General features: G+C 42.7%; 24 protein-coding genes. 10 read left to right on the top strand and 14 right to left on the bottom strand.

What is annotated here, in order from left to right:
• Positions 1 to 106: 106 nt before the first annotated feature.
• Entirely contained in the window at positions 107 to 1,042 is a 936-nt protein-coding gene (gene cyoE, locus CRO17_RS05655) for a heme o synthase (protein WP_097040222.1), read from the bottom strand.
• A 265-nt stretch (positions 1,043 to 1,307) separates the two neighbouring features.
• On the opposite strand from cyoE, the gene CRO17_RS05650 reads away from it, so the two are divergent.
• A complete protein-coding gene (locus tag CRO17_RS05650; protein WP_097040220.1) occupies positions 1,308 to 2,216 on the top strand; it encodes a COX15/CtaA family protein in 909 nt (302 codons plus the stop codon).
• A 55-nt stretch (positions 2,217 to 2,271) separates the two neighbouring features.
• Here the strand turns inward: CRO17_RS05650 and pyc are convergent, their stop codons facing one another.
• The 3 genes from pyc to CRO17_RS05635 form a co-directional block, all read right to left on the bottom strand.
• Positions 2,272 to 5,715 carry a pyruvate carboxylase gene (pyc, locus tag CRO17_RS05645; protein ID WP_097040218.1) on the bottom strand — a complete coding sequence of 1,148 codons (3,444 nt, stop codon included), beginning with the start codon at positions 5,713 to 5,715 and terminating at the stop codon, positions 2,272 to 2,274.
• On the bottom strand, positions 5,703 to 6,947 hold the full coding sequence (gene ftsW / locus CRO17_RS05640) for a putative lipid II flippase FtsW (RefSeq protein WP_097040216.1): 1,245 nt from the start codon (positions 6,945 to 6,947) through the stop codon (positions 5,703 to 5,705). The genes pyc and ftsW overlap by 13 nt, the downstream gene beginning before the upstream one ends.
• 151 nt (positions 6,948 to 7,098) lie before the next feature.
• Positions 7,099 to 7,389: an Fpa/YlaN family protein gene (locus CRO17_RS05635; protein ID WP_077309827.1), complete on the bottom strand. Its 291-nt coding sequence runs from the start codon at positions 7,387 to 7,389 to the stop codon at positions 7,099 to 7,101.
• A gap of 179 nt (positions 7,390 to 7,568) precedes the next feature.
• On the opposite strand from CRO17_RS05635, the gene CRO17_RS05630 reads away from it, so the two are divergent.
• The 3 genes from CRO17_RS05630 (at position 7,569) to CRO17_RS17450 (ending at position 8,534) form a co-directional block, all read left to right on the top strand.
• Entirely contained in the window at positions 7,569 to 8,033 is a 465-nt protein-coding gene (locus CRO17_RS05630; protein WP_097040214.1) for a hypothetical protein, read from the top strand.
• A 115-nt stretch (positions 8,034 to 8,148) separates the two neighbouring features.
• Positions 8,149 to 8,352: a YlaI family protein gene (locus tag CRO17_RS05625; protein ID WP_097040212.1), complete on the top strand. Its 204-nt coding sequence runs from the start codon at positions 8,149 to 8,151 to the stop codon at positions 8,350 to 8,352.
• Positions 8,353 to 8,369: 17 nt separating this feature from the next.
• Positions 8,370 to 8,534 carry a DUF5325 family protein gene (locus tag CRO17_RS17450; protein ID WP_179636866.1) on the top strand — a complete coding sequence of 55 codons (165 nt, stop codon included), beginning with the start codon at positions 8,370 to 8,372 and terminating at the stop codon, positions 8,532 to 8,534.
• A gap of 25 nt (positions 8,535 to 8,559) precedes the next feature.
• Here the strand turns inward: CRO17_RS17450 and CRO17_RS05620 are convergent, their stop codons facing one another.
• The gene (locus tag CRO17_RS05620) at positions 8,560 to 9,360 is read right to left on the bottom strand and encodes an inositol monophosphatase family protein (RefSeq protein ID WP_097040210.1); all 801 of its coding nucleotides are present in this window, start codon (positions 9,358 to 9,360) and stop codon (positions 8,560 to 8,562) included.
• Between the two features lie 42 nt (positions 9,361 to 9,402).
• Complete coding sequence (locus tag CRO17_RS05615) at positions 9,403 to 9,591, bottom strand: hypothetical protein (protein ID WP_097040209.1); 189 nt, start codon at positions 9,589 to 9,591, stop codon at positions 9,403 to 9,405.
• Between the two features lie 155 nt (positions 9,592 to 9,746).
• On the opposite strand from CRO17_RS05615, the gene CRO17_RS05610 reads away from it, so the two are divergent.
• Positions 9,747 to 10,370 (top strand): YktB family protein, encoded by a 624-nt coding sequence (locus tag CRO17_RS05610; RefSeq protein WP_097040207.1) that lies wholly within the window; start codon positions 9,747 to 9,749, stop codon positions 10,368 to 10,370.
• Between the two features lie 43 nt (positions 10,371 to 10,413).
• Here the strand turns inward: CRO17_RS05610 and CRO17_RS05605 are convergent, their stop codons facing one another.
• Positions 10,414 to 10,683 (bottom strand): UPF0223 family protein, encoded by a 270-nt coding sequence (locus CRO17_RS05605; RefSeq protein WP_077309839.1) that lies wholly within the window; start codon positions 10,681 to 10,683, stop codon positions 10,414 to 10,416.
• Between the two features lie 122 nt (positions 10,684 to 10,805).
• On the opposite strand from CRO17_RS05605, the gene CRO17_RS05600 reads away from it, so the two are divergent.
• The gene (locus tag CRO17_RS05600; protein ID WP_097040205.1) at positions 10,806 to 12,278 is read left to right on the top strand and encodes an aminotransferase class I/II-fold pyridoxal phosphate-dependent enzyme; all 1,473 of its coding nucleotides are present in this window, start codon (positions 10,806 to 10,808) and stop codon (positions 12,276 to 12,278) included.
• 138 nt (positions 12,279 to 12,416) lie between these two features.
• On the opposite strand, the gene CRO17_RS05595 is transcribed toward CRO17_RS05600, so the two are convergent.
• A complete protein-coding gene (locus CRO17_RS05595) occupies positions 12,417 to 13,256 on the bottom strand; it encodes a polysaccharide deacetylase family protein (RefSeq protein WP_097040203.1) in 840 nt (279 codons plus the stop codon).
• Positions 13,257 to 13,467: 211 nt separating this feature from the next.
• On the opposite strand from CRO17_RS05595, the gene CRO17_RS05590 reads away from it, so the two are divergent.
• Positions 13,468 to 15,021 carry a glycine betaine uptake BCCT transporter gene (locus CRO17_RS05590; protein ID WP_097040201.1) on the top strand — a complete coding sequence of 518 codons (1,554 nt, stop codon included), beginning with the start codon at positions 13,468 to 13,470 and terminating at the stop codon, positions 15,019 to 15,021.
• Between the two features lie 642 nt (positions 15,022 to 15,663).
• Here CRO17_RS05590 and lpdA read toward each other — a convergent pair.
• The 5 genes from lpdA to CRO17_RS05560 form a co-directional block, all read right to left on the bottom strand.
• Entirely contained in the window at positions 15,664 to 17,073 is a 1,410-nt protein-coding gene (gene lpdA / locus CRO17_RS05580) for a dihydrolipoyl dehydrogenase (protein ID WP_097040197.1), read from the bottom strand.
• A 3-nt stretch (positions 17,074 to 17,076) separates the two neighbouring features.
• Positions 17,077 to 18,375: a dihydrolipoamide acetyltransferase family protein gene (locus tag CRO17_RS05575; protein WP_097040196.1), complete on the bottom strand. Its 1,299-nt coding sequence runs from the start codon at positions 18,373 to 18,375 to the stop codon at positions 17,077 to 17,079.
• Between the two features lie 24 nt (positions 18,376 to 18,399).
• Positions 18,400 to 19,377 carry an alpha-ketoacid dehydrogenase subunit beta gene (locus tag CRO17_RS05570; RefSeq protein WP_077309853.1) on the bottom strand — a complete coding sequence of 326 codons (978 nt, stop codon included), beginning with the start codon at positions 19,375 to 19,377 and terminating at the stop codon, positions 18,400 to 18,402.
• Between the two features lie 3 nt (positions 19,378 to 19,380).
• A complete protein-coding gene (pdhA, locus tag CRO17_RS05565; RefSeq protein ID WP_179636963.1) occupies positions 19,381 to 20,424 on the bottom strand; it encodes a pyruvate dehydrogenase (acetyl-transferring) E1 component subunit alpha in 1,044 nt (347 codons plus the stop codon).
• Positions 20,425 to 20,826: 402 nt separating this feature from the next.
• Positions 20,827 to 21,480 (bottom strand): YkyA family protein, encoded by a 654-nt coding sequence (locus tag CRO17_RS05560; RefSeq protein WP_179636864.1) that lies wholly within the window; start codon positions 21,478 to 21,480, stop codon positions 20,827 to 20,829.
• 179 nt (positions 21,481 to 21,659) lie between these two features.
• On the opposite strand from CRO17_RS05560, the gene def reads away from it, so the two are divergent.
• Positions 21,660 to 22,214, top strand: a complete 555-nt coding sequence (gene def / locus CRO17_RS05555) for a peptide deformylase (RefSeq protein WP_097040190.1) — start codon at positions 21,660 to 21,662, stop codon at positions 22,212 to 22,214.
• A 34-nt stretch (positions 22,215 to 22,248) separates the two neighbouring features.
• On the opposite strand, the gene CRO17_RS05550 is transcribed toward def, so the two are convergent.
• On the bottom strand, positions 22,249 to 23,022 hold the full coding sequence (locus CRO17_RS05550) for a Cof-type HAD-IIB family hydrolase (RefSeq protein WP_097040188.1): 774 nt from the start codon (positions 23,020 to 23,022) through the stop codon (positions 22,249 to 22,251).
• Between the two features lie 460 nt (positions 23,023 to 23,482).
• Between CRO17_RS05550 and CRO17_RS05545 the strand changes: the two genes are divergently transcribed.
• Together CRO17_RS05545 and rnjA are read left to right on the top strand one after the other, a co-directional pair.
• On the top strand, positions 23,483 to 23,695 hold the full coding sequence (locus CRO17_RS05545; protein WP_097040186.1) for a DNA-dependent RNA polymerase subunit epsilon: 213 nt from the start codon (positions 23,483 to 23,485) through the stop codon (positions 23,693 to 23,695).
• Positions 23,692 to 25,359: a ribonuclease J1 gene (gene rnjA, locus CRO17_RS05540; RefSeq protein ID WP_097040184.1), complete on the top strand. Its 1,668-nt coding sequence runs from the start codon at positions 23,692 to 23,694 to the stop codon at positions 25,357 to 25,359. Before CRO17_RS05545 ends, rnjA begins: the two co-directional genes overlap by 4 nt.
• Positions 25,360 to 25,375: the final 16 nt, after the last annotated feature.

The raw sequence follows: 25,375 nt of genomic DNA, 5'->3' as shown, positions 1-25,375 counted from the left end.
ATCTAACTATCAATAATAAAAAAATCCGAACCTGCGTGAATTCTTATCAAAGAATTCACTTTTAGTTCGGATTTTAGAATCAGACACATAAAAGCAGTGTCTCTTATTAAAAGATTGCAGGTGTGGTGAAGACAACAAGTGCGATAAAGAAGATCATCAAGTAGTTTAAGCTGTAAACAAACATCCAAGTTGCCCACTTTAGATCATCTTTCATGAAGAAACCAGCAATTCCAATCGCGAGCCAGCCAACGTTCAGTACAGTAGCAATGGCAACAAACACAGTTCCCAATGTTGTTAAATAGAACGGAAGGGGAAGCAAGCATGCTGTATATACAATAATTTGACGCTTCGTAATGCCAAATCCATACACAGAAGGAAGCATTGGAATGTTCGCTGCTTTATAGTCTTCTGCTTTTTTCATAGCTAAAGCTAAGAAATGCGGTGTTTGCCAAATGAACATAATGGCAAAAATAATCCATGCTTCTGTGCTCAAACCGCCGTCTATGGCAGCATAACCGATTAGCGGAGGCACTGCGCCGGAAAAACTGCCAATAGCAGTATTAATTGTATAGCGGCGTTTAGACCACATGGTATAAAGGATGACATAAGCAAACCAGCCAAAAATACCAATTGCTGCTGCTTGCCATGTTGTTAGGAACAAGAAGCCGACACCCAGTACCGTAAACCCAATGCCCATTGTGAGTACAACGGAAAGCGGAATCGTTCCGGTTACAGTCGGGCGTTTTTTCGTCCGTTTCATTACATGGTCAATATCCCGGTCATAATAGTTATTGATTACACAACCGCCAGCGATGACCAACCCGCTGCCGAGCATCGTATAGATGAATGTAGGAATATGATGAACGAATTGCTCATTCGTCATGTAAAGCGCAAGCCAAAAACCGCCAAAGGCAGTCAATAGATTGGAGTTAATGATTCCAGTTTTTATAAGTGCTTTAAAGTCTGTCCATAGACTAGTGCTTGAATCAGCATGTTCTGCGCCATTCAATACTTGAGAAGAAGTAGATTCGGCTTTATTCACACCAGCACATCCTTTCTGCTTGGTTACACATAATTCTTTTATTCTATTACACTTTTCATATTGTAACACGTTATATTCTAAGATAAGAAACTGTTTTTGACAATTTACTGAACTAACTTGCCTGTTTAGTTCGTGAATGCTTTCCCCTAGAGACAACAGGTCATAAAATTGACACGAAATCTCCCCTTTTTCTTGTTGATTTCATGTTACGATAAGCTTGATGTTATTGTAACGCTACTAGTTTGTATATAAGAGGTGTTCCTGGATGAAATTATTAAAATATTTATCTGTAATCAGCACGGTCGGTATGTTGTTCATCCTTCTTGGAGGTGCTTTAGTAACGAAGACAGGTTCTGCAGATGGCTGCGGACAAAGCTGGCCTTTGTGTGAAGGAGCGCTTACCAATATAACTCCCGAGCTTGTCATTGAATCAGCTCACCGGTTTGTCTCTTCCACAATAGGCATTGTCATTCTCTTGCTGGCTATCTTTGCTTGGCGCAAGATCGGCCACATTCGTGAGGTTAAATTCTTATCTGTCTTGGCCGTGTTTTTCCTTGTTTTGCAAGCATTAATTGGTGCTGCAGCTGTAATTTGGCAGCAGTCCGACGCAGTGCTAGCGCTGCATTTCGGCATTTCACTCATTTCCTTCGCTTCTGTCCTCTTGCTGACATTAATTGTTTTCGAAGTGGACAAGAAGTTCGATGCACGTTCGCTCGTTATTAAGAAAGGGATGCGTATCCAGTTTTACCTGCATACCATCTTTATTTATCTCGTTGTATACACCGGTGCACTCGTTCGGCACATGCATGCCAGTCTAGTTTGCGGAGACTTTCCGCTTTGCTCTAATGCTGATCCGGGCTTGTTTGGTCTCAGTACTGCCCAAATGGTACAGATGCTCCACCGCGGAGCTGCGATGCTTGCGCTTGTCTGGTCCTTCATCATCATGGTCCAAGTGCTGCGCCGCTATAAGGGACATGCTGTGATGACAAAAGGATGGATTATCAGCTTTTGCCTGCTGGCAGCGCAGGCAGTAGTCGGTGTATTAGTCATCTTCACAGGTATGAACTTGTATGTCGCTTTGATGCACTCTTTAATTATCAGTATCTACTTTGGAATCATGACATACTTTATTATGCTATCCTTCCGAAGTGCGAAATTCGAAAAAGAACAATAAGAAAAATCCACTGCTTATCGGGGCCGTTCCCCAAAAGCAGTGGATTTTTTAGTATTTATTCAAACTCTACAAGCAGATCGCCAACTTGAATCGGTTCACCGTCTTTCACGTAGACTCCTTTTACTTTTCCATCGTAAGGCGCTTGTACGGTTGTTTCCATCTTCATTGCTTCCGTAACGAGCAGCTGCTGACCTTTCTGTACTTGCTCACCGGCTTCAACAAGCGCGCGGATCACAGTACCTGGCATTGTGGCACCGATATGCTTCTTATTCTGTTTATCTGCCTTCGGTGTTGTTTTGACTGTTGCTTGCACTTGTTCATCGCGAACAAGGATTTCCCGCGGCTGTCCGTTAAACTCAAAGTACATCGTACGCATCGCATCCGGGCCAGCTTCGCCAATTGCAACCAGTTTAACAATCAATGTTTTTCCTGATTCAATTTCCACTTCAATTTCTTCATCCATTTTCATGCCGTAGAAGAAGGTAGGTGTTGTCAACACGGATAAGTCACCGTATGCTTCCTTAAAAGCGGCGTATGTTTCAAATACCTTCGGATACAGCGCATAGGCAATAACATCTTGTTCCGTGACTTCCCCTTCCAGCTTCTCCTCGAGTTCTTTGCGAAGCGCATTGAAATCAACGGAAGGAAGCAATTCCCCTGGACGTGTTGTGATAACTTCTCTATTCTTTACAATAACTTTCTGTAATTCTTTCGGGAAGCCTCCATAAGGCTGACCAAGATAACCTTGGGCAAATTCAATAACAGAATCAGGGAAGTCTAAGGATTGGCCTTGTTCAATGACGGTCTTCTCATCTAAGTCATTTTGTACCATAAAGAGTGCCATATCCCCGACCACCTTGGAAGATGGTGTTACTTTGATTACATCTCCGAACAGATCATTTACTCTTCTGTACATGACCTTTACTTCATCCCAGCGATTTCCTAAGCCGACAGCATTGGCTTGCTGCAGCAAATTGCTGTATTGTCCGCCTGGCATCTCATGTAAGTAAACTTCTGCATGCGGAGCTTTCATACCACTCTCGAAATCACTGTAGCGTGATCGCACATCTTCCCAATAATGACCAATCTCATCATAATGATCTACATTAATGGAAGGTTTACGGTCCATGGCTTGCATCGCGTGGTAGAACGAGCTGGCACTAGGCTGAGATGTCAGACCAGCCATCGGCCCTGCTGCAACATCTACAACATCAACACCGGCTTCTACAGCCTTCATGTAGGTAAGAACACCATTACCGCTTGTATCATGGGTATGCAAGTGAATCGGCAGAGATACAGTCTCTTTTAACGCACGTACAAGTTCATACGCTGCTTGCGGTTTAAGCAAACCTGCCATATCTTTGATACCAATGATGTGGGCACCCGCACCTTCTAATTCCTTGGCCATTTTTGTGTAATATGCCAAGTCATATTTTGTCCGGCTCGGATCTAATATGTCACCAGAATAGCAAAGTGCCGCTTCCGCTACTTTATTTTGCTTGCGTACTGCTTCTATCGCTGGTTTCATATTTTCAATCCAGTTTAGGCTATCAAAAATACGATACACATCAATGCCGGCCTGTGCACTTTCTTCCACGAATTTTTCTACAACATTATCCGGATAGTTTTTATATCCAACTGCATTGCTTGCCCGAAGCAGCATTTGGAATAACACATTCGGCATTTTCTCTCGCAGCTTCGCCAGGCGATGCCAAGGATCTTCTTTCAGGAAGCGATAGGCAACATCAAAAGTTGCTCCGCCCCACATTTCGACTGAGAAAAGATTCGGCAGCAGTTTAGCTGTTGGTTCAGCAATTGCAAGCAAATCCTTCGTTCGAACACGTGTGGCTAAAAGGGATTGGTGTGCATCTCGGAAAGTGGTGTCTGTCAATAGCACTTCTTCTTGATTCTTCAGCCAATCAGCAAGTCCTTCCGGCCCGTGTGCATCAAGTATTTGTTTTGTCCCGTTCTGATAATCCAGGCCTTTTTGCAGCTTTGGTATCCTTTGGGGCGGAAATACCGGTTTTTCTGCTTTTCCGCTTCCGTCAAAGCCATTGACCGTCGTATAACCGATATACTGCAGCATTTTCGTTCCTCTGTCCCGGCTTTTCGGAAAATCAAACAGTTCTGGCGTTTCATCAATAAAGCTAGTTGTGTAATCCGCCGATAAAAACTTTTCATGCAAAACTAAATTTTCCAAAAATGGAATATTAGTTTTGATACCGCGAATACGGAACTCACGCAGATTTCTTTCTAATTTATAAGCTGCTTGCTGATAACCAGCCGCCCAGGACGAGACTTTTACTAACAAAGAATCATAATAGGAACTAATAACCGCGCCTTGGAAGGCATTTCCTCCATCCAAACGAACACCAAATCCTCCGCTGGAACGGTAAGCCATAATTTTGCCTGCATCCGGCATGAAATTATTTAGCGGATCCTCTGTTGTGACACGCGCTTGAATGGCATAGCCATTAGTTTTGATGTCAGCTTGTGCAGGTATGCCAAGTCGCTCATCTGTTAAGCTGTACCCTTGCGCCAGCAATAACTGTGTTTGCACAATATCAACGCCTGTTACCATTTCTGTAATCGTATGCTCTACTTGGACACGAGGGTTAACCTCGATAAAATAAAATTGATTATCTGCCACAAGGAATTCAACTGTACCTGCATTCAAATAGGATACATTCTTCATCAATTGAACAGCTGCATCACAAATTGCAAGCCGCAGTGACTCTGGGAGACTGACACTTGGTGCCACTTCTATGACTTTCTGGTGGCGTCTTTGAATCGAGCAGTCACGTTCATACAAATGAATCACGTTGCCTGCACTGTCTCCAAGAATTTGAACTTCAATATGTTTCGGATTTTCGATCAGTTTTTCTACGTACATTTCATCACTGCCAAATGCAGCTTTTGCTTCGGATTTCGCACGTTCATAGGCTTCTGCTACTTCTGCTGCATCACGAACAACGCGCATACCGCGTCCTCCGCCGCCAAGTGATGCTTTTATGATAATTGGATAGTCATGTTGGGAAGCAAAAGCTTTTACTTCATCAAGATCTTGGACTGGTCCATCACTTCCTGGAATAACTGGGATTTCTGCCAGTAATGCTTGCTGTCTTGCTTTTACTTTATCTCCGAACATATTCAGCTGTTCGCTGCGCGGCCCAATGAACGTGATGCCTTCTTCTTCACAGCGTCTCGCAAAATGAATGTTCTCCGAAAGAAAACCATAACCTGGATGGATAGCATCCGCTCCGGAAGTTTTCGCAATTTCAAGAATATTCTCGATATCAAGATAGGCATCAATCGGCTTTTTCCCCTCGCCGACCAGATATGCCTCATCCGCTTTAAAGCGGTGACTGGAGGATTTATCCTCCTTTGAATAAATCGCGACCGTCTGTATACCGAGCTCAACACAAGCTCGGAATACACGAATCGCGATTTCCCCTCTGTTTGCAACTAAAACTTTACTTATTCCCCTTAGTTCGTCCATCGTTCTCCTCCTCTAGTCTTTCCCCTGGTTTGTGTAGTCGTACTAGTGGTGCGGATCCTCTGTCGATTGGAGGGACGTTTTCCCCGCTTATCTTGTGTGAAGGTGCTGTCTGACACAATCAGTTCCTGTGAACGTACATACTTGGCAACATTATTCAAAATCCCCATAGAAGCGAACAAAATCAACAAGGATGTACCTCCGTAACTGACGAACGGCAGTGTGACACCTGTAATTGGCAATAGGCCGGTGATTGCACCCAAATTAATAAAGGTCTGGATCCCCACCATCGACGAAATGCCTATTGCCAGTAATGAACCAAAACTATCTCGGCACTGCTTAGCAATATAAAGGCCTCGCAGTACAATAATGGCCAGCATAGCCAGCACTGCTGCTACACCAAGAAAGCCAAGTTCTTCTGCTATAACAGCCATAATAAAGTCTGTGTGCGGTTCTGGCAAGTACCCTAGTTTCTGTACGCCTTGACCGAGACCGACACCAAACACACCGCCTGTTCCAATGGCAAGGTAGGACTGAACGAGCTGGAAACCGTCGTCTTGAACATGTTCCTCATCAAATGGCTGGTAGGCACCTGTAAAACGGGAAACCCTCTCATCTGTAACCATATGCGGCCATACTGCCAAAATTAATAACAGCCCCGCTACAATTAATAAACTCAAATGCCTGATCTTAATTCCGGCGCTGAAAATAATGGAGCAGGAAATCAAGAATATAATGGAGGCGTTCCCAACATCCGGCTGAATAACGATTAAGCCAAGAATAATTCCCAATGCGATTAATGGAGGCAGAACGCCCTTGGAGAAACTAGATAAATAGCTTTGTTTCTTCGAATAAATAGATGCCAGATAAATAATCATCCCTACTTTAGCCAATTCTGCAGGCTGCACACTGAAAAATCCAAGGCTGAACCAAGATCGAGATCCATTTACTTTACCTGTAAATAACACAAGTACTAGCATTAAAAAGATAACCAGCATCAGCGGCTTAATTACCTTATGGTACTTTTGATAGGGCACGAAACTAAAAAACGCAAACACCGGAATAGCCAGTGCAAACCATACGAGTGTACGTACAAAGAAGTGTGTTGCTGACCAATCAAACTTGACTACGGCCACTGTGTAGCTGGCACTGTAAATCATTACTGAACCAAAAGCAGTCAGCAGTAAAGGTGTAAACAGCAAAGTAAAGTCAAAATTACGCAATCTTTTTTTCATATTAAAGCTCCCAGTATGTATTTTACGATCATCACTAAACCGCAGGATGGATGGAATAATAAAAAACCCCGCCGATTTTGAAGGGCAAAGGGTTTTCATCTTTCATATGGGATGCCCGTACAAGTGTATGACAAGCGGCCTGCCCCCTATATTAAGAACGCATAGACCGCTGTGCCGCTTCATGCAGCACATTCAACTGTCTTTCCAAGTTTTCAAGAAGCTCTTTTCCATCTTCTTCTTTCACCAGGTTCAATCGAATAGCAAAATCTATCTCACGAGACAATCCAAACATTTGTGTATCAAGCACTTCTTCATAAAGCGGACATTGCGGCATCATCAAATTGTCCATCTGTACTTTGATTAGTTTAAGTATCTTATCAGCATCCGCCAAAAGAAGGGCATATGCTTTCTCTTGATTACTAACGGTGATCTCAGATATCAAAATTATCCCTCCGTTAAACAGACTTCTTCTATACAATTCTAGCGGTACTTCTGCTAAATTGCAAGACACGTCCCCCTATTAAATTTGTCGAATCTTTGTCATTCGACGCATTACTTATGGTAAACTACCAATATGTTATTCAAAAAGAGAGTATATTCTGTTAAAGGAAGTGTCTCCATATGATAATTACATTGACAGGCAAGGTGGAATTTCCACTCACACTTGACCCAACAGTCTGGATTTTTGATGATCGCAAAGTCCTTTTTGAAAACGCTTTTAAAGAGGCGGAACCTGTTCCTGATACCGAAGAGAAACATTGGGATCAATCTGTTTACCAGCAAAAGATGAAACCGCCTATTAACAAAAGTCTTTCACGGGAAGAACGAAAAAAAGCGCTGGAGAACAGCTATGTGATGCCAATTGCCGATTTTATCGCTACTGCTAAAATACAAGAGGACGCAACACATGCCGTGTTCGTGACAGAAACGGGCGAAGAAAGCGTTGCTTTGGACGATCTCAAGAAAAGTATGTTCCTATTTGCAGTAGACGGACGCAGCATTAAAGAAACTGGTCCTGCGCATTGCTACCTTCCGAGCAAGAAAGAACAGCCTATAAAGGCAATCCGCCAAATACGTATTAGCTAAGCTGCTGTATAGCAATGTCTGCTATTGGGTAAGACTGGGAGACCGGCGCTAAGCAAAGCACAATGTCGCTTCATATGGTAAACTGAAAAAGTATTATACTTTCTGAGGTGATAGCATGCGAGTAAAGTGCGTAATTTGCGATATAGTCGAAGAAATAGATGATGGAAGTCCGCAAGCGAAGAAGCTGCGCAATCGCCGCAACACCATGCATATGTGTACAATTTGTACAGAGCGCATTACCTTACGGACGAAAGAACGAAAAGCAACCGGCAACTTCCACTTATACCGGGAATCGAAGACAGATGAACCTTTAATTTAATTAAATGAGGTGAAACGATGTCAAAAGGACTAGCTTTATTAACTGCCATTTTGGTAATTGCCTGTTTTGTAGCCGCAGGCGTGACAATCAGCTACCAGAATTATGGTTGGATGACTGTGGCCATCCTAGCCGGTTTCGTCATTATGGGAGCTGGCATCTTTGCCAAAAGAAAAGGGCAATAAAAAAAGACGGAGACTCCGTCTTTTTTTATTTTAATTCAATATAGTCATTAATTATTTCTTGATGGATACTCGTATTTGCAGCTACTACTGTTGTTCTGCTTAAGAAATCGACTGGCTGTCCAGCAGCATCCGTCAATTTGGCTCCTACTTCCTCTAGCAGAACATAGCCGCCAGCATAGTCCCAAGGCTGTAAACTGAAAGTTAAATATGCATCTGTAATACCTTCTGCAAGAAAAGCTAGTTCTAAAGCTGCTGAACCATAGGCTCTCGTTCCTATTGCTTTGTATACTAGCTGCTGCAGCTTTTCTTCGTTAACACGACGGTTTGGGCACAACCAAAAATGATTCAGTTCAATCAAGCATTGATCGAGCGTTTTTTCCGGAAGTTTTGGAAGCTGCTTATCATTTTTGTAAGCACCTTCTCCTCGTTTCGCATGATAAATGGTGTCCTCCATGACGTTGTAGATCAAACCGATTTCGGCTTTCCCTTCATGAATAATTCCGATTGAGACAGCAAAATTAGTTTTTTGGTGGACAAAATTCATTGTTCCGTCGATCGGGTCGATGATCCAGACGGTACCGGTCGTCTCATGAACAGCTTCTCCAACACCTTCTTCACCTAAGACTTTGTGGCTTGGATGATTTTTTCGAATTTTCTCTAAGAAGAAAGACTCCACCGCTTTATCCATTTCAGTCACAAGATCTTTTGGGCTTGACTTTGTCATAACTTCTAATGGTGTATCCATTTTCTCTTTGATCAGCTGTCCCGCTTCCAGCACCCATTGATAGGCCTGTTCATGTAATGTGTGCTTCAATGATTGCTCCATCTGTGCTCCCCCATTCTTTCCACTAGCTTAACATAAAAAATCTTATGATTCGAATTGATTCAGCCGCTCCCGCAGCATAAGCAGCCTTGCTTTCGTCTCTTTGATTACGATCTCATCTTTCTCCTGTAAAGCATCGTGCAAAGTAACAAGCTGATAATCGATTTCCAGACGAATCGCCGGCACTTTCTCCTCCGCTTCCCTTCTCTGTAATGCTTCCACTACATCACGCATTTCTCTTCCCTCCATTATCGTTTTATCAACTAGTCAAGTTGTTTCTTTTTACCACTGCAGCGCAGTTTGTAAACCTTTCCTCACTTGCAATCTTCCTGCTCGACAGGTATGATGAAAAAGATTTAATGGACAGATTTCGGCAAGGAGTGACACAAATGTCAGCATTATTTACACAACAGGATTTTGATGTATTTACAATAGATGGATTGGAAGAAAGAATGGAAGAGCTGCGCAGCCGGCTGTCTCCGAAGTTAGAGATGCTCGCGACTGAACTGGCTCCCTTTGCAGAACAAGTGACGGATCAAGATATGTATGTGCATGTTGCAAAGCATGCGCGCCGCACGAAAAACCCTCCAAAAGATACGTGGTCCGCTTTAGCATCCAGTAAGCGAGGATACAAAAAGCTTCCCCATTTCCAAATCGGCCTTTGGGGCAGTCACGTATTTGTTCAATTTGCCCTTATATATGAAAGCCCATTTAAAGAAACAGTCGGGCAGAAAATGACAGAAGCAAAACAGCAGATTCTAAACACAATCCCAGCCCACTACGTCTGGTCAATGGATCACATGAAGCCAGATGCTTCACCTATCACCGATGAATTGTTTGATAAAATAGCAGAACGTTTGCAGCATATTAAGAAATCGGAATTGGTATGCGGTGTTCATCTGCAGCCTGACAATCCAGCACTCGCTTCAAAGGAAGCATTCCTTAAAGTGTGTCAAGATGTCTTGAAACATACAGCTATTTTATATGAACAAGCAGCACATCAACATGCCTGAAAAATAACAAATCCCCTTCCTGGCTTAGGAAGGGGATTTTGCTTTACATATTTATTTTTTCCCCTGGAGATGCAGCTTTTGCTTTTTGAACTGCCCGATAACTAGAGTATCCCGAGTCTTTTTCAAACTGTGCTCCCAGTTGTTTCTCTTCTGACTTGGATGGCACTATTTGCTTGAAGCGCTCATAAGCAAGCAGCAAATCATCCCGCAAAATACCATCTTCGTATGTACGCTCGACTAAGGAGAAGAAATTTACAACATCTATAATCTCTTCTTTTGTCCAAGTTTCATCTAATGGATAGCTATAGCTCATTTTACCCCCTCCTTCTCTGGATAATAGTGTAACACGAAAAGAGAAATCCATGCGACGCTAGTAATCACAAGCTAGTTTTGCTATAATTCATTTTTTAACAAGTAAAGAGGGAGACAGCAAAGATGTGTTCACAAGAACAAGCACCATTGTTTGATGGCTTGCGTAAGCATGCCGCGAACAAACCACTTCAATTTCACATACCTGGTCATAAAACCGGCAAAGGAATGGACAGTGCATTCTCCGCTTTTATCGGTGAAAACGCACTTTCCATTGATTTAATTAATATAGAACCATTAGATGACCTGCATCATCCGCATGGCATGATTCAACAAGCACAGCAGCTTGCAGCCAAAGCATTTGGTGCAGATTACACCTTTTTCTCTGTGCAAGGTACAAGCACACCAATTATGGCGATGGTAATGAGTGTATGCAAACCCGGAGATAAGATTATTGTTCCGCGGAATGTGCATAAATCTGTTACGAGTGCACTAATCTTTTCTGGTGCTATACCTATTTTTGTTCATCCCCAGTTAGACCGTCACCTTGGTATTTCACATGGTATTACACCTGCTGCTGTCGAGAAAGCATTAGAGGCAAATCCTGATGCCAAAGGGGTACTAGTCATCAATCCGACCTACTTTGGTGTAGCTGCGGACTTAACTCAAATTGTAGAAGTATCGCATCGATATAATGTTCCTGTTCTTGTCGATGAGGCACATGGCGTTCATATTCATTTTCATGAAAAAATGCCTGTTTCCGCTATGGCAGCAGGAGCAGACTTAGCGGCAACAAGCGTTCACAAGCTTGGTGGTTCTTTGACGCAGAGCTCTATTTTAAATCTGCGAGAAGGACTGGTACGGCACGAGCAAGTACAAACGGTGCTTTCCATGCTTACTTCGACAAGCACTTCCTATATCCTGCTGGCTTCTTTGGATGCAGCACGCCGCCAGCTCGCTACGAAAGGCGTGGAAATGAACACACGTACGATCCAGCTAGCGAATAACGCACGACAGCAAATCAATGCCATCACCGGTCTATATTGTGCTGGTACAGAAATCCTGGATTCAGAAGCTGCGTTTGCTATGGACCCGACGAAGCTGCTAGTGTCAGTCAAACAGCTAGGTATCTCAGGCAGTGATGCAGAGCGCTGGCTGCGTCAAGAAAAAAATATGGAAGTAGAGCTTTCGGATTTGTACAATCTGTTATTCTTAATCACTCCTGGTGACACAGAAAAGGAAATCCAGCAGCTGTTAGATGCTCTAGCAGATATGGCAGCACTGTATCAAGGAGATTCTTCTGTTCCTGACATGGAGGTATCTGTTCCTGAGATGCCTGTTTTATCACTTAGTCCTCGTGACGCATTTTATGCCGATACAGAAGCCATCCCGCTAGCGGAATCGGAAGGTCGGATTAGTGCTGAATCTATAATGGTCTACCCGCCAGGCATCCCGATATTCATTCCCGGCGAAATCGTAAGCGCTGAAAATATCAGCTACATTAAACGCAATATCGAAGCAGGCCTGCCCGTACAGGGGTTGATGGATGAATCAAGCGAATACATTCGTGTTATTAAAGAACATCGTGCATTCCGGTAATTAAGAGAAGAAATAGGGTTGGCCCTGAAAATACACACCTTACTGCTTCCATTAGATCTAAACGAAAGAAAATCCGAGCTACGCCGATTCTATCGAAGAATCGGCATAGCTCGGATTTTTGGTTAAGCCCGTTCGTTGTTAAGACGGTCTTTCAATTGCATCAGGATTTACTAGTGTGAAGCCTTTGTCTCTTAAGCCTTCCACAATTTCAGGAACAGCTGCTGCTGTCCATTCCCGGTCATGCATAAGCAGATTCGCTCCATTTCCAAGAAGCTCTGTGTTTACCATAATTTCTGCCAGCGCATCTTTGTCCTGGTACTGACTTTCCCAATCGTATCCATATGTCCAGTTCATGACTGCCATTCCTTCTTCTTCAGCCAGCTGTCTGGAGTAGTCCGTGTTTTCTCCAAATGGTGCACGGAAGAACGCTGGTTTCTCACCAGTAATTTCTTCTACCAGTTCATTCACTTTTAGGATTTCTTCTTTTGTTTCTTCTTGTGTTAAATCGTTTAGATTTGCATGACTGTATGTATGGTTACCAATGGCAAATCCCATGTCATATATCTTCTTTAATGTTTCTTTCTCTTCATCAGTTGTCAGAAAATGTCCGTTCACAAAAAAGATTGCTGGTGCATTTTGTTCTTTCAATGAATTTGCTATTTCTAATGCATGCTTATCCGGCGCGTCGTCAAATGTCAGCAAAGCTACCTGTTCTTCTGCATTATCAATAGGTACAATGGAAGAAACTTCGGAAATCTTGTACTGCGGTTCTTGCTGCTCTTCCTCCTGCTTTGCGGCTTCTCGTTTTTCCTGTTCTGCTTCTTTCTCAGCTTTTACTTCCTCTGGCTTTTCTTGTTCCTGTTTTGTGGACGTATCATCCTTTGTTTGCTCAGAAGATGACTGCTCCGCATCTGCACAACCGCTGAACACCAAAACGGATAATACAGCCAGCAGCGGAAATACTAAGTACTTCTTCATAACTTACACCCTCCAAAATGACATGTTATTTCCATTATAGAGGAAATACCTGCCCAAGTAACGTGAGAACGTCTTTTTTTGTCGATATGCAAGGAATTCCATCAATAATGGTTTATTTAAATCGAATTATGGGTATCAAAAGAAAGTGATAATTTGTTATAATGATTATTTGCATAAGAATATACAAGCTTTTAGCGGGAAGGATTGACTTATGAAAAAAACAACTAGTGTATTCTGGTGGGGAGTCGGAATCGTTATTGCTTTTCTAATATGGGGTAGCATTCCCGAATCTGTACTCCCAAACGGAAATACTGCGAATGTGACAAACATTATACAGGCTTTTCTAATTAATCAATTTGGCTGGTTTTATTTAATTGCAGCAACTATCTTTCTTGGTTTTGCCATTTTTCTCATGTTCTCGAAGTACGGGAAAATCAGACTGGGTAAACCAGAAGACAGACCGGAGTACAGCTACATATCATGGTTTGCGATGCTGTTTAGCGCCGGTATGGGTATTGGTCTTGTGTTCTGGGGAGCTTCAGAACCACTTAACCATTTTAATACGCCTCCAACAATCGTGGGTGAAGCAGGCTCAGCTGAAGCTGGAACAACTGCTTTATCGTACAGTTTCTTTCATTGGGGACTGCATCCTTGGGCTATTTATGCCACACTAGCCTTGGCAATTGCTTACTTTACTTTCCGTAAAGATTCTAATGGCGGTGTAATCAGTTCCATTCTTGAGCCGATCTTTGGTAAACGTGTTTTTGGTCCGTTAGGTAAGACAGTTGATATTATAGCGGTATTCGCTACTATCTTTGGTGTTGCAACTTCCTTAGGATTGGGCGCCATTCAAATCAGTACTGGATTGGGGTATGTATTTGATGGCATCGAATCATCATTCGGACTTCAGTTATTAATTATTGCTATCGTGACAGTATTGTTCATCACTTCTGCATTAAGCGGCTTGGATAAAGGTATCAAGATACTCAGTAACGCCAACATCGTCATTGCGATTATTTTGATGGTGGCAGTGCTTATCTTAGGTCCAACAAACTTTATTCTAAGTTCTTTCTCCACGTCACTCGGACAATATATTCAGCATCTGCCAGAATGGAGTTTCCGTTTGACACCTTACGATACTGACAACGCATGGATTGGTAACTGGACTTTATTCTACTGGGCTTGGTGGATTGCTTGGGCACCATTTGTTGCGACATTCATTGCTCGTGTTTCCCGCGGACGTACTATCAGGGAATTCGTAACAGGTGTTCTATTGGTTCCCACTATATTCGGTGCCATTTGGTTTGCGGTATTTGGCGCAACAGGTATTCACATGGAATACTTTGAAGGCATTGACTTGTTCAGTGACATTTCTCAAATAGGTTCAGAAGTCGGCTTATTCGCACTGTTATCACAAATCCCAGGCGGAACAGTTCTATCTATTGTTGCACTGCTGTTGATCAGTACATTCTTCATTACATCAGCGGACTCTGCTACCTTTGTATTGGGGATGCAGACAACAAATGGAGACATTCATCCAAGCAAGAGCGTACGTCTTACCTGGGGACTTATTCAATCAGCAACAGCAGCTATACTTCTCTGGGTTGGCGGATTGAATGCCTTACAAACAGCATCTATTATTGCAGCATTCCCATTTGCAATTATTCTGGTGCTAGTCGTCGTTTCACTAATCATTTCGTTTAAACAAGAAGCTAAGCGTGTGGATTTATCAGCACCAACGAAGAAGGAAAAAACAGGAGATTAATTCTCCTGTTTTTTTTTTGCAGGAATTTAGGTTTCCTTGACGATATTCAAATAAGAAGTAAATTTTGTAGAATTTAAATAAAGTAGACATATTGCAAATACGAGATACTTCCTACACTATTGGTGAAAATAGGTGCTTTTTTATGACACTCTATACTGAACAATTTAAGCAATTATCCGCTTCGCATATAAACTGCCTAGAGCTACAGGATTCGTTCTCCTCTTTTCCTCCTCACTCTCTTGAGGAACTCCAGTGAATTGCAGATAGTTTAGGTATTCATCTTCAGCTTGCTGCTTCTCTTTACAGCGGGTATAGTATGCAACGCCCGCAAGCACTTGCCCTGACCTATTCTGCACAAATATAGAACTGCCTTGATGAACCAGACAGATTTATTCAATCTAATCGAAGACCCTGCTTCTTCCCCACTTTTTTTGACGACTACGACAACTTCTTTGGTACATTACATACGTTTGCTTATGCATTTGACACAAAGCTATTAATGAGATCTTTAGTTCTAGGTCAAGGAGCTCTATTAGATATAAATGCTTCAGAATGGTTTGCCGGAAAGAACCTCTCCGAAAAAGTAATTTATAGCTATATAGCAAAAAAGCCTACCCAATAAGGGCAGGCTTTTTAAATCTATTATTTTACGATATGGATTGGTGTTCCGATTGCAACTTCAGCAGCTTCCATTGTGATCTCACCAAGAGATGGGTGAGCATGGATTGTAAGTGCGATATCTTCAGCAGTGATACCAGACTCAACAGCTAGGCCAAGTTCAGCGATCATATCACTAGCATTAGGACCAGCGATTTGCGCGCCTAGGACAACACCGTCTTCTTCACGAGTAATTAGTTTCATGAAACCGTCACTGTCGTTAAGAGATAGTGCACGACCATTTGCTGCAAATGGGAATTTAGATGCTTTTACTTTGTAACCAGCATCTTTAGCAGATTTCTCTGTGTGACCTACAGAAGCAAGTTCCGGCTCAGAGAATACTACCATTGGAATACCGTTGTAATCGATAGCAGATGGTTTGCCGCTGATTGCTTCCGCAGCAATCTTACCTTCGTAAGAAGCTTTGTGAGCAAGTGGCGGTCCTTCTACGATATCACCGATTGCATAGATATTTTCAACATTCGTACGGCACTGTTCGTCGATTTCAATCAAGCCGCGGTCTGTCATTTTGATTCCTACGCCTTCCAAACCAAGTTCAGAAGTGTTCGGACGACGACCTACAGTTACAAGTACATAATCTGCTTCGATTGTTTCTTCTTTACCGTTTGCCTCATATGTTACTTTAACGCCATCAGCAGACTCTTCAACGCCTTTAGCCATAGCTTCTGTAACAATGTTTACGCCTTTTTTCTTCAGTCCGCGGGAAACAAGTGAAGTCATCTGTTTCTCAAAACCGCTAAGGATATCTTTCAATCCTTCAAGAACTGTAACTTCAGTACCGAAGTTAGCATAAGCAGTACCAAGCTCGATTCCTACGTAACCGCCGCCAATAACGACAAGTTTCTTAGGAATTTCTTTAAGATTAAGGGCACCAGTTGAATCTAGTACACGATCCGTGTACTTGAATGTTGGTAGCTCAATTGGAGTAGAACCTGTTGCAATAATACAGTTGTTGAATGTGTATGTCTGAGAGCTCTTCTCATCCATTACTTTTACTGTATTTTTGTCCACGAAGTAAACTTCGCCGGATACAACATCTACTTTGTTACCTTTCAACAGACCGCCAACACCAGAAGTTAGCTTGTTTACAACGCTAGCTTTCCAGTCTTGTACTTTAGAAAAGTCAACTTTTGCTCCTTCAGTAGAAATACCAAGATCTGCATCACCATGTGCATATTCTGCTTTGTGGCCAGCTTGGATCAATGCTTTAGAAGGAATACATCCAACGTTTAAGCAAACACCGCCTAGGTTGCCTTTCTCTACTACTGTTACTTTTTGACCTTCTTGTGCAGCGCGGATGGCAGCTACATAGCCGCCAGGTCCCGCACCTACCACAAGAGTGTCTAATTCGATTGGGAAGTCTCCTACTACCATTTCTTATCCCTCCATCATGATTAGTTGTGGATCAGCCAATAGACGTTTCAAGTGGTTCATTGCTGTTTGAGCAGTTGCACCATCAACGATTCTGTGGTCAAAGCTTAGAGATAGCGCAAGCACTGGAGCTGCAACGATCTCGCCATCTTTAACGATTGCTTTTTCAGCAATACGTCCTACACCAAGGATTGCTGCTTCTGGGTAGTTGATTACCGGAGTAAACCACTGACCGCCTGCAGAACCGATGTTAGAGATAGTGCTGGAAGCACCTTTCATTTCGTTCGGTCCAAGTTTACCGTCACGTGCTTTAACTGCAAGCTCGTTGATTTCCTGGGAAATAGTAAACACGGATTTACGATCTGCATCTTTAACAACTGGTACAAGAAGACCTTTTTCAGTGTCTGCTGCAATACCGATGTTGTAGTAATGTTTTGTAACGATCTCGTCTGTCGCATCATCGATGGAAGAGTTCAAGATCGGGAAGTTTTTCAATACAGAAACAAGCGCTTTCGCAACGTATGGAAGATACGTAAGCTTGATTTCTTTTTCAGCAGCAATTGCTTTGAATTTCTTACGATGTGCAACAAGCTCTGTAACATCAACTTCGTCCATCAATGTAACGTGAGGAGCTGTTGTTTTAGAAGTTACCATCGCTTTTGCAATCGCACGACGGATACCGCTCATTTTCTCTCTGGATTCTGGGAACTCGTCGCCAGAAACAACAGGAGCAGAAGCAGTAGCTTTTTCTTCAGCAGCTGGTTCAGCAGCATCTGTTTGCGGAGCAGCTTTAGCAGCGCCGCCATTTTTGAAGCTGTCGATATCTTCAGCTAGTACACGGCCGCCTTTACCAGATCCAGATACTTGCTTGATGTCAACGCCTTGCTCACGAGCATATTTGCGTACAGAAGGCATTGCAATTACTAGATCGCCTGATGGCGCTTCTGCTTTAGGACCTTCTTCTTTGATTTCTTTAACTGTTTCGTTAGATTCAGTTCCATTTGCTTGGATAGAAGTCTCTTCTTGCTCAGCTGGAGCCGGAGCATTTCCGCCTTCAGCGTCGCCGCCTTCTCCGTCGAAAGTGATAAGTGTGTCACCAACAATAGCTACTTCACCTTCACCAACAGAGATTTTAGAAACAGTACCCTCGTAAGGAGATGGAATTTCTACTACTGCTTTATCGTTTTGAACTTCGCAAAGTACGTCGTCCTCTGCTACAGTATCGCCCTCTTTGACGAACCATTTTACGATTTCACCTTCGTGAATACCTTCACCGATATCCGGCATTTTAAATTCGAAAGCCAAAATAATTACCTCCTGATTCTGCTATTAGAAATTGATTACTTCGTTCGCTTTTTCAACAATGTCGCTATGGTTTGGAAGCCATACTTCTTCCGCTTGTGAGAAAGCAAAGACAGTATCCGGTGCAGTAACACGCATTACTGGAGCATCAAGGTGCAGGATTGCGCGCTCTTGAATTTCAGAAATCAAGTGAGCTGCAACACCAGCTTGGCGCTGTGCTTCTTGAACTACTACTACACGTCCAGTTTTCTTAACAGATGCAAGAACTGTATCAAGATCAATCGGGCTTACGGTGCGCAAGTCGATTACTTCAGCAGATACATTGTTTTTCTCAAGTTCTTCAGCTGCTTTCATGGATGCTTGTACCATAGCGCCGTAAGCGATAAGTGTAACGTCTGTACCTTCACGTTTTACAGCTGCTTTACCGATTTCCACAGTGTACTCTTCTTCAGGTACCTCTTCACGGAATGAACGGTAAAGTTTCATGTGCTCAAGGTAGACAACCGGATCGTTATCACGGATCGCGGAGATCAAAAGACCTTTTGCATCGTAAGGATTGGATGGGATAACTACTTTAAGACCAGGCTGCTGCGCCATAAGACCTTCAAGGGAATCCGCATGCAATTCAGGAGTGTGCACACCGCCGCCAAAAGGAGCGCGGATTGTTACTGGAGCACTTTGCGTGCCGCCAGAACGATAACGCAAACGAGCCAATTGTCCGCTGATTGCGTCCATTACTTCGTATACGAAACCAAAGAATTGGATTTCGGGAACTGGACGGAAGCCTTCAACTGCAAGACCTACAGCCATACCGCCGATTGCAGACTCAGCAAGTGGTGTATCGAATACACGTTCTTCGCCGAACTCAGCTTGCAAACCTTCAGTCGCACGGAATACACCGCCGTTTTTACCAACGTCTTCTCCGAAGATCATAACGTTTTCGTCATTCTTCAGTTCTGTACGTAGAGCATCAGTGATTGCTTGGATCATTGTCATTTGTGCCATGACTTACTTCGACTCCTTTTCTTTGTACACTTCCAATTGTTCTTTAAGGTTAGAAGGAAGTACTTCGTACATATTGTTGATCAAGTCGGATACTTTCATCTTAGGATGCGCATCTGCTTGTTTGATCGCGGCTTTGATTTCTTCTTTCGCCTGATCAATTACTTTGTTTTCTTCTTCTTCGGACCATAGGCCTTTTGCTTCCAAGTACTTACGGAAACGAACCAATGGATCTTGTTTTTCCCACTCGGAATCCATATCTTCTGTACGGTAGCGAGTTGGGTCGTCACCAGCCATTGTATGCGGGCCGTAACGGTAAGTAAGAGTTTCGATCAATGTTGGACCTTCGCCGTTGATCGCGCGCTCACGAGCATCTTTAGTAGCCGCATAAACTGCAAGTACGTCCATACCATCAACTTGGATGCCATTGATACCTACTGCGACTGCTTTTTGAGCTAGTGTTTTAGCTTTTGTTTGTTTTTCACGTGGTACAGAGATAGCGAACTGGTTATTCTGTACCACGAAGATTGCTGGTGCATCATATACGCCGGCAAAGTTCATACCTTCATAGAAGTCACCTTGTGACGTACCGCCATCACCAGTGTAAGTGATTGCAACAGATTTTTTGCCGCGGCGTTTCATACCAAGTGCGACACCAGCTGCTTGCGTGATTTGAGCACCGATAATGATTGCTGGGCTAAGAGCGTTTACACCTTCAGGGAATTGGTTTCCGTGGAAGTGTCCGCGAGAGAATAGGAATGCTTGGTAAAGCGGAAGACCATGCCAAATTAGCTGTGGTACATCACGGTATCCAGGCAAGATAAAGTCTTCTTTTTCCAAAGCAAACTGTGTACCAAGCTGGGATGCCTCCTGACCTGCTGTCGGTGCGTAGAACCCTAGTCTTCCTTGTCTATTCAAAGCAATGGAGCGCTGATCAAGGATGCGCGTATACACCATTCTGTGCATTAATTCTTTCAATTCTTCATCTGACAAATCCGGTAAAGCTTCTTCGTTTACGACTTCGCCATCTTCGTTAAGAATTTGAAACATTTCAAATTGATCTTCGATTCCTTCTAGCGTACGTTTCAAAGCTAGTCACCTATCCTTCCTAGAACTATATTTACTGTAATAGCCTTTCCAAAAACACGGGAAGTACCACAATAGTTTACTGTACCCATCTCGTCCCCCCGTATAACCGGATAAAACAGAAGTACACAAAACTGTTACATTAATCATGTGAACAAATAGTGATACAATTCATGTCCTGTTATAGTTTAGCTTATTTTGCCGGAAAAGGTCAATAACTTAGAATTGATATTAATAAAAATTTATGAAAACGTTATTAAGAGAATCTTTGCAATTCTCCGGTTTTCGAACTGTACTACACATTATTTTATTACTGTATCAGTAATTGTAAAAACCCTTTTCTTTTTTGAGAAAAGGGTTTTCTGGTTATTTCGTCTCTACATCTAATCCAGCCGCTTTATAAAACTGCTGTTTTTGTTCGTTAAATGCTTCTGTCTGCTCATTAAACCCATCATTGGCCGTCTTGATAGTTTCGTAACTTGCATTGATTTTTTCAATTTGAGCAGTCAGTTCGTCCTGCGAAATGTCTTCCTGCTGGAACATCTCATATAGTTTCTCGTCTTGGTCGAGTGCATCAGAATAGGCAATGTGAAGTTTGTCATAAGCATTATATCGAGCTTCCATGGTATCGTATAGCGTTTCTGCCTTCTGCTGCGCTTCCTCATCTTCCAGATCCGGGATAACCGATCCAATTTCCTCGAATTCTGCTCGCGCCTTCTCTAAGCTTTCCTGTTCCTTTTCCAGCGCATCTCTGCGCTGTTCAATTACATCAATTGCATCTTTGGCCTTGCTTTTGATCTGATCCAGCTCGTCTTCTCCCAGCTGCAGGATTTCATTGTATAAGTCCTGTTCCTGTTTCTCCAGCTTCGTCAGGGGCTCCTGCTGGTCAACGTAACCTGATTCGAGCGAAACTGTCTCTTCCAGATGATTATAAACCTGTTCTTCCGGCGATGCATTGTTACATGCAGTGAGTCCCACAGCACTCCCTATCAGGAGTATGCTTAGTCCTAACTTGCGCAAAACGTATCCTCCTCTGCCATGTTTCCCACAGCTTCTATGTAGTCTCACCCATTGTATACCAAATAAGTTAATGGTGAAAGAAATTCGACAATTGATTTCCCGGTTTGATTCTGGTGTCATACACGCATACTTGTGATAGACTATAAAATTGAAAAGTAACAGTGCAAGGAGTGATCAACATGATTACAATGGATGATATTATCCGGGAAGGGAATCCAATTCTCGAGCAAGTAGCAGAGGAAGTTGAGATTCCTGCTGCGGAAGAAGATAAACAAACGTTAACGGAAATGCTAGAATACTTGAAGAACAGCCAAGATGATGAAACAGCCGAAAAATACGGTTTGCGCCCTGGTGTAGGTTTGGCAGCACCGCAAATCGGCATATCAAAACGAATGATTGCTATTTATTTTGAAGATCCGAACGGCACGCTTTATGAATACGGCTTATTTAATCCGAAGATTGTCAGCCACTCTGTGGAAAATACGTATCTAATGAGCGGAGAAGGCTGTCTGTCCGTTGATCGTGAAGTACCGGGATATGTACCTCGTCATTCCCGAATTACTGTGAAGGCTGTTACATTAGAAGGAAAAGAAGTCAAGCTTCGCCTAAAAGGTTATGCAGCTGTTGTCTTCCAGCATGAAATCGATCATTTGAACGGCACGATGTTCTATGACCGAATTAACCCAGAAGATCCTTTTGCACAGCCGGAGAATTCAAAACCGATAGAACTATGAGAAATGCGCACTCAAGCTTGAGTGCGCATTTTATTTATATCAAACCTGCTTGCTTCAGACCAAGCGCAAGACCGTTTTCATCAACATGAGCTGTCTGAATATCAGCCAGCTCTTTAAGTTCGGGTACAGCATTTCCCATGACGATTCCAGTTCCTGCATAAGCAATCATTTCTAAGTCATTTAAGCCATCGCCGCAAGCATAGGCTGATTTCTCCGATAGTTGAGCAGCTTCCAGCAACTTCATAAGGCCGACCTTTTTGGAGCCATCCCTAGGAAGTACGTCACAGGATAGAGGATGCCAGCGGATAAATCGTACATGGTCATGATGGGAAGCAAATGTTTCTTCTTCTTTCTCTTCACAGAACAAAAGCGCTTGATAAATTGGCTCCTGGTGAAAATAATCTTTATCAATGTCCGGATATGTAAATCCAAGCGAAGCTAAACTCTCTTCTATAAATCCATTATCCGTTTCGGAAGCTTTCATGATGGATTCGCCCATAAAGACCATAGCGTGCTCTTTTTCAGATGCTTCATTATATAAATGCAGCAAATGTTCTCTTGCAATCGGATTTTGATGAATGACTTCCCCTTCAAAGACGACATATTGCCCGTTATAACTAACAAAAGACGCAATATCAAGTTCTTTTCGTATGTCCTCAAACATGAATGGAGCCCGACCTGTAGCGATTGCGACGTAATGTCCGTTGTCTTTCAGTGCCTGTACTGCTTCCTTTGTAGCTTGCGGTATTTCACCTTGTGAATTCAAAATCGTGCCGTCGATATCCAGGAATACGATCTTTTTTTCCATACTATATCCTCCTCCTCATCTCCCCTGCCCTTGCATCTTTCCTCTCTACTTCTTATAATCGAGTATAAGTTATGCAGGTTCGTCGAAAAATATCTTTACATGAATCCCAAGAGAAAACAACCATTCCTTCCTTTTACAGGCAGTTTTTTCGAAACTCTATAGTGTTTTTGTTTTCATCTTAGCGTTTTCATACTATACTGTAAGTAAGAGGGATTGGACGGGTAAACGTTTTTTCTTGCTTTTCTGCGAAACGAAAGGAGTTGCTTCGTGTGCTCAAGCGTTTGAAGGAAAAGTTAAAGAAACGGTGGAAAGATTTATTTGGCCAAAAACGACGAGTGCCTACAGCGTGCGGACAAGATCTAACTGAATAGCATTACGTCAGCAATTCGGTTTGTACAGACTTGCTCCGTTCGATATGGTCATAAAGCAATTGTCAACCATGAGAATAGGAGAGATAAATATGGTATTTAAAGTATTTTATCAAGAAAACCCATCCGAAATTCCAGTACGAGAAGACACTAAGAGCTTGTACATGGAAGCGGAGAGTGTAAGACAAGTACGTAAAACTCTAGCAGATCGCAACATCAACATCGAGTTCATCCAGCCGCTCGATGAGGAACATCTTGCATATGAGCAGCAATCAGAGCATTACAAATTGGAGCAAGCGAAATGAAATTCGTAAAAAATGACCAAACAGCTGTTTTTGCCATCGGCGGATTAGGTGAAATCGGCAAAAACATGTATGGTGTCCAATTCCAAGATGAAATTATTATTATTGATGCCGGAATCAAGTTTCCTGAGGACGAGCTCCTTGGTATTGATTACGTAATCCCTGATTTCACTTATATCATTCAAAACCAAGATAAAATAAAAGGTTTGTTCATTACCCATGGTCACGAAGACCATATTGGCGGTGTTCCTTACCTTCTAAAAGAAGTGAATATCCCTATTTATGCAGGTAAACTTGCAATGGGAATGATCAAGAATAAGCTGGATGAGCATGGCTTATTGCGTAACGCAAAACTTAACATTTACGGTGAAGATGATGTAATCAAGTTCAGAAAAACTTCCGTCAGCTTCTTCCGTACAACACATAGTATTCCGGAATCATTCGGTGTAGTAGTCAAGACCCCTCCTGGCAACGTCGTGCACACCGGTGACTTCAAATTTGATTTCACACCAGTCGGACAGCCTGCTGATATTGCAAAAATGGCTGAAATAGGCAAAGAAGGCGTACTTTGCCTACTATCCGATTCAACAAACAGTGAGGTCCCTGGCTTCACAATGTCTGAGCGTGTTGTTGGTGAAAGTATCAATGATATCTTCAGAAGAGTGGACGGGCGCTTAATTTTTGCTACCTTTGCTTCTAATATCCACCGATTGCAGCAAGTAATTGAATCGGCAGTTAAAACAGGCCGTAAAGTTGCTATCTTTGGCAGAAGCATGGAAACAAACATTAACTTAGGTATCGAGCTTGGATTCATTAATGCACCGAAAGATACATTTATTGAATCGCATCAAATTAATCGCTTGCCTGCGAACGAAGTCGTTATTCTTTGTACTGGTTCCCAAGGTGAACCGATGGCTGCCCTATCTCGGATTGCCAACGGCACACACCGTCAGATTCAAATACAGCCTGGCGATACAGTCGTCTTCTCGTCTTCACCAATTCCAGGTAACACAATTAGTGTAAGCCGTATTATCAACATGCTGTATCGTGCAGGAGCTGATGTCATTCATGGTCCATTGAATGAAATTCATACTTCCGGTCACGGCAGCCAAGAAGAACAGAAACTAATGCTTCGTTTGATGAATCCGAAATACTTCATGCCGATTCACGGGGAGTACCGGATGCTTGTAGAGCATATGAAGCTTGGAAAACTTTGCGGCATTGACGAAGCCAATTCCTTTATCATGGATAATGGAGACGTCTTGGCTTTAGGTAAAGACAGTGCAGCAATTGCAGGTAAGATTCCTTCTGGCTCTATCTACGTAGACGGAAGCGGTATCGGCGATATTGGTAATATCGTTTTACGCGACCGCCGCATCCTTTCCGAAGAAGGACTTGTCATTGTTGTTGTCAGCATCAACATGAAAGAATTCCGCATTGCATCTGGACCGGACATTATTTCCCGCGGTTTCGTATACATGCGTGAATCAGAAGATCTGATCAACGAAGCACAAAAAATCGTCTCTGCACATCTAAATAAAGTGATGGAAAGAAAAACGACACAGTGGTCTGAAATTAAAAATGAAATTACAGATACAATTGCACCGTTCTTGTTTGAGAAAACAAAACGTCGCCCAATGGTACTTCCTATCATCATGGAAGTATAAGCACAAGAAAAACCTG

It is taken from the genome of Terribacillus aidingensis (assembly GCF_900215625.1).
Classification (GTDB): Bacteria; Bacillota; Bacilli; order Bacillales; family Amphibacillaceae; genus Terribacillus; species Terribacillus aidingensis.
Note: the sequence above shows the minus strand (reverse complement) of the source record. Positions and strands in the feature narration are given on the sequence as shown.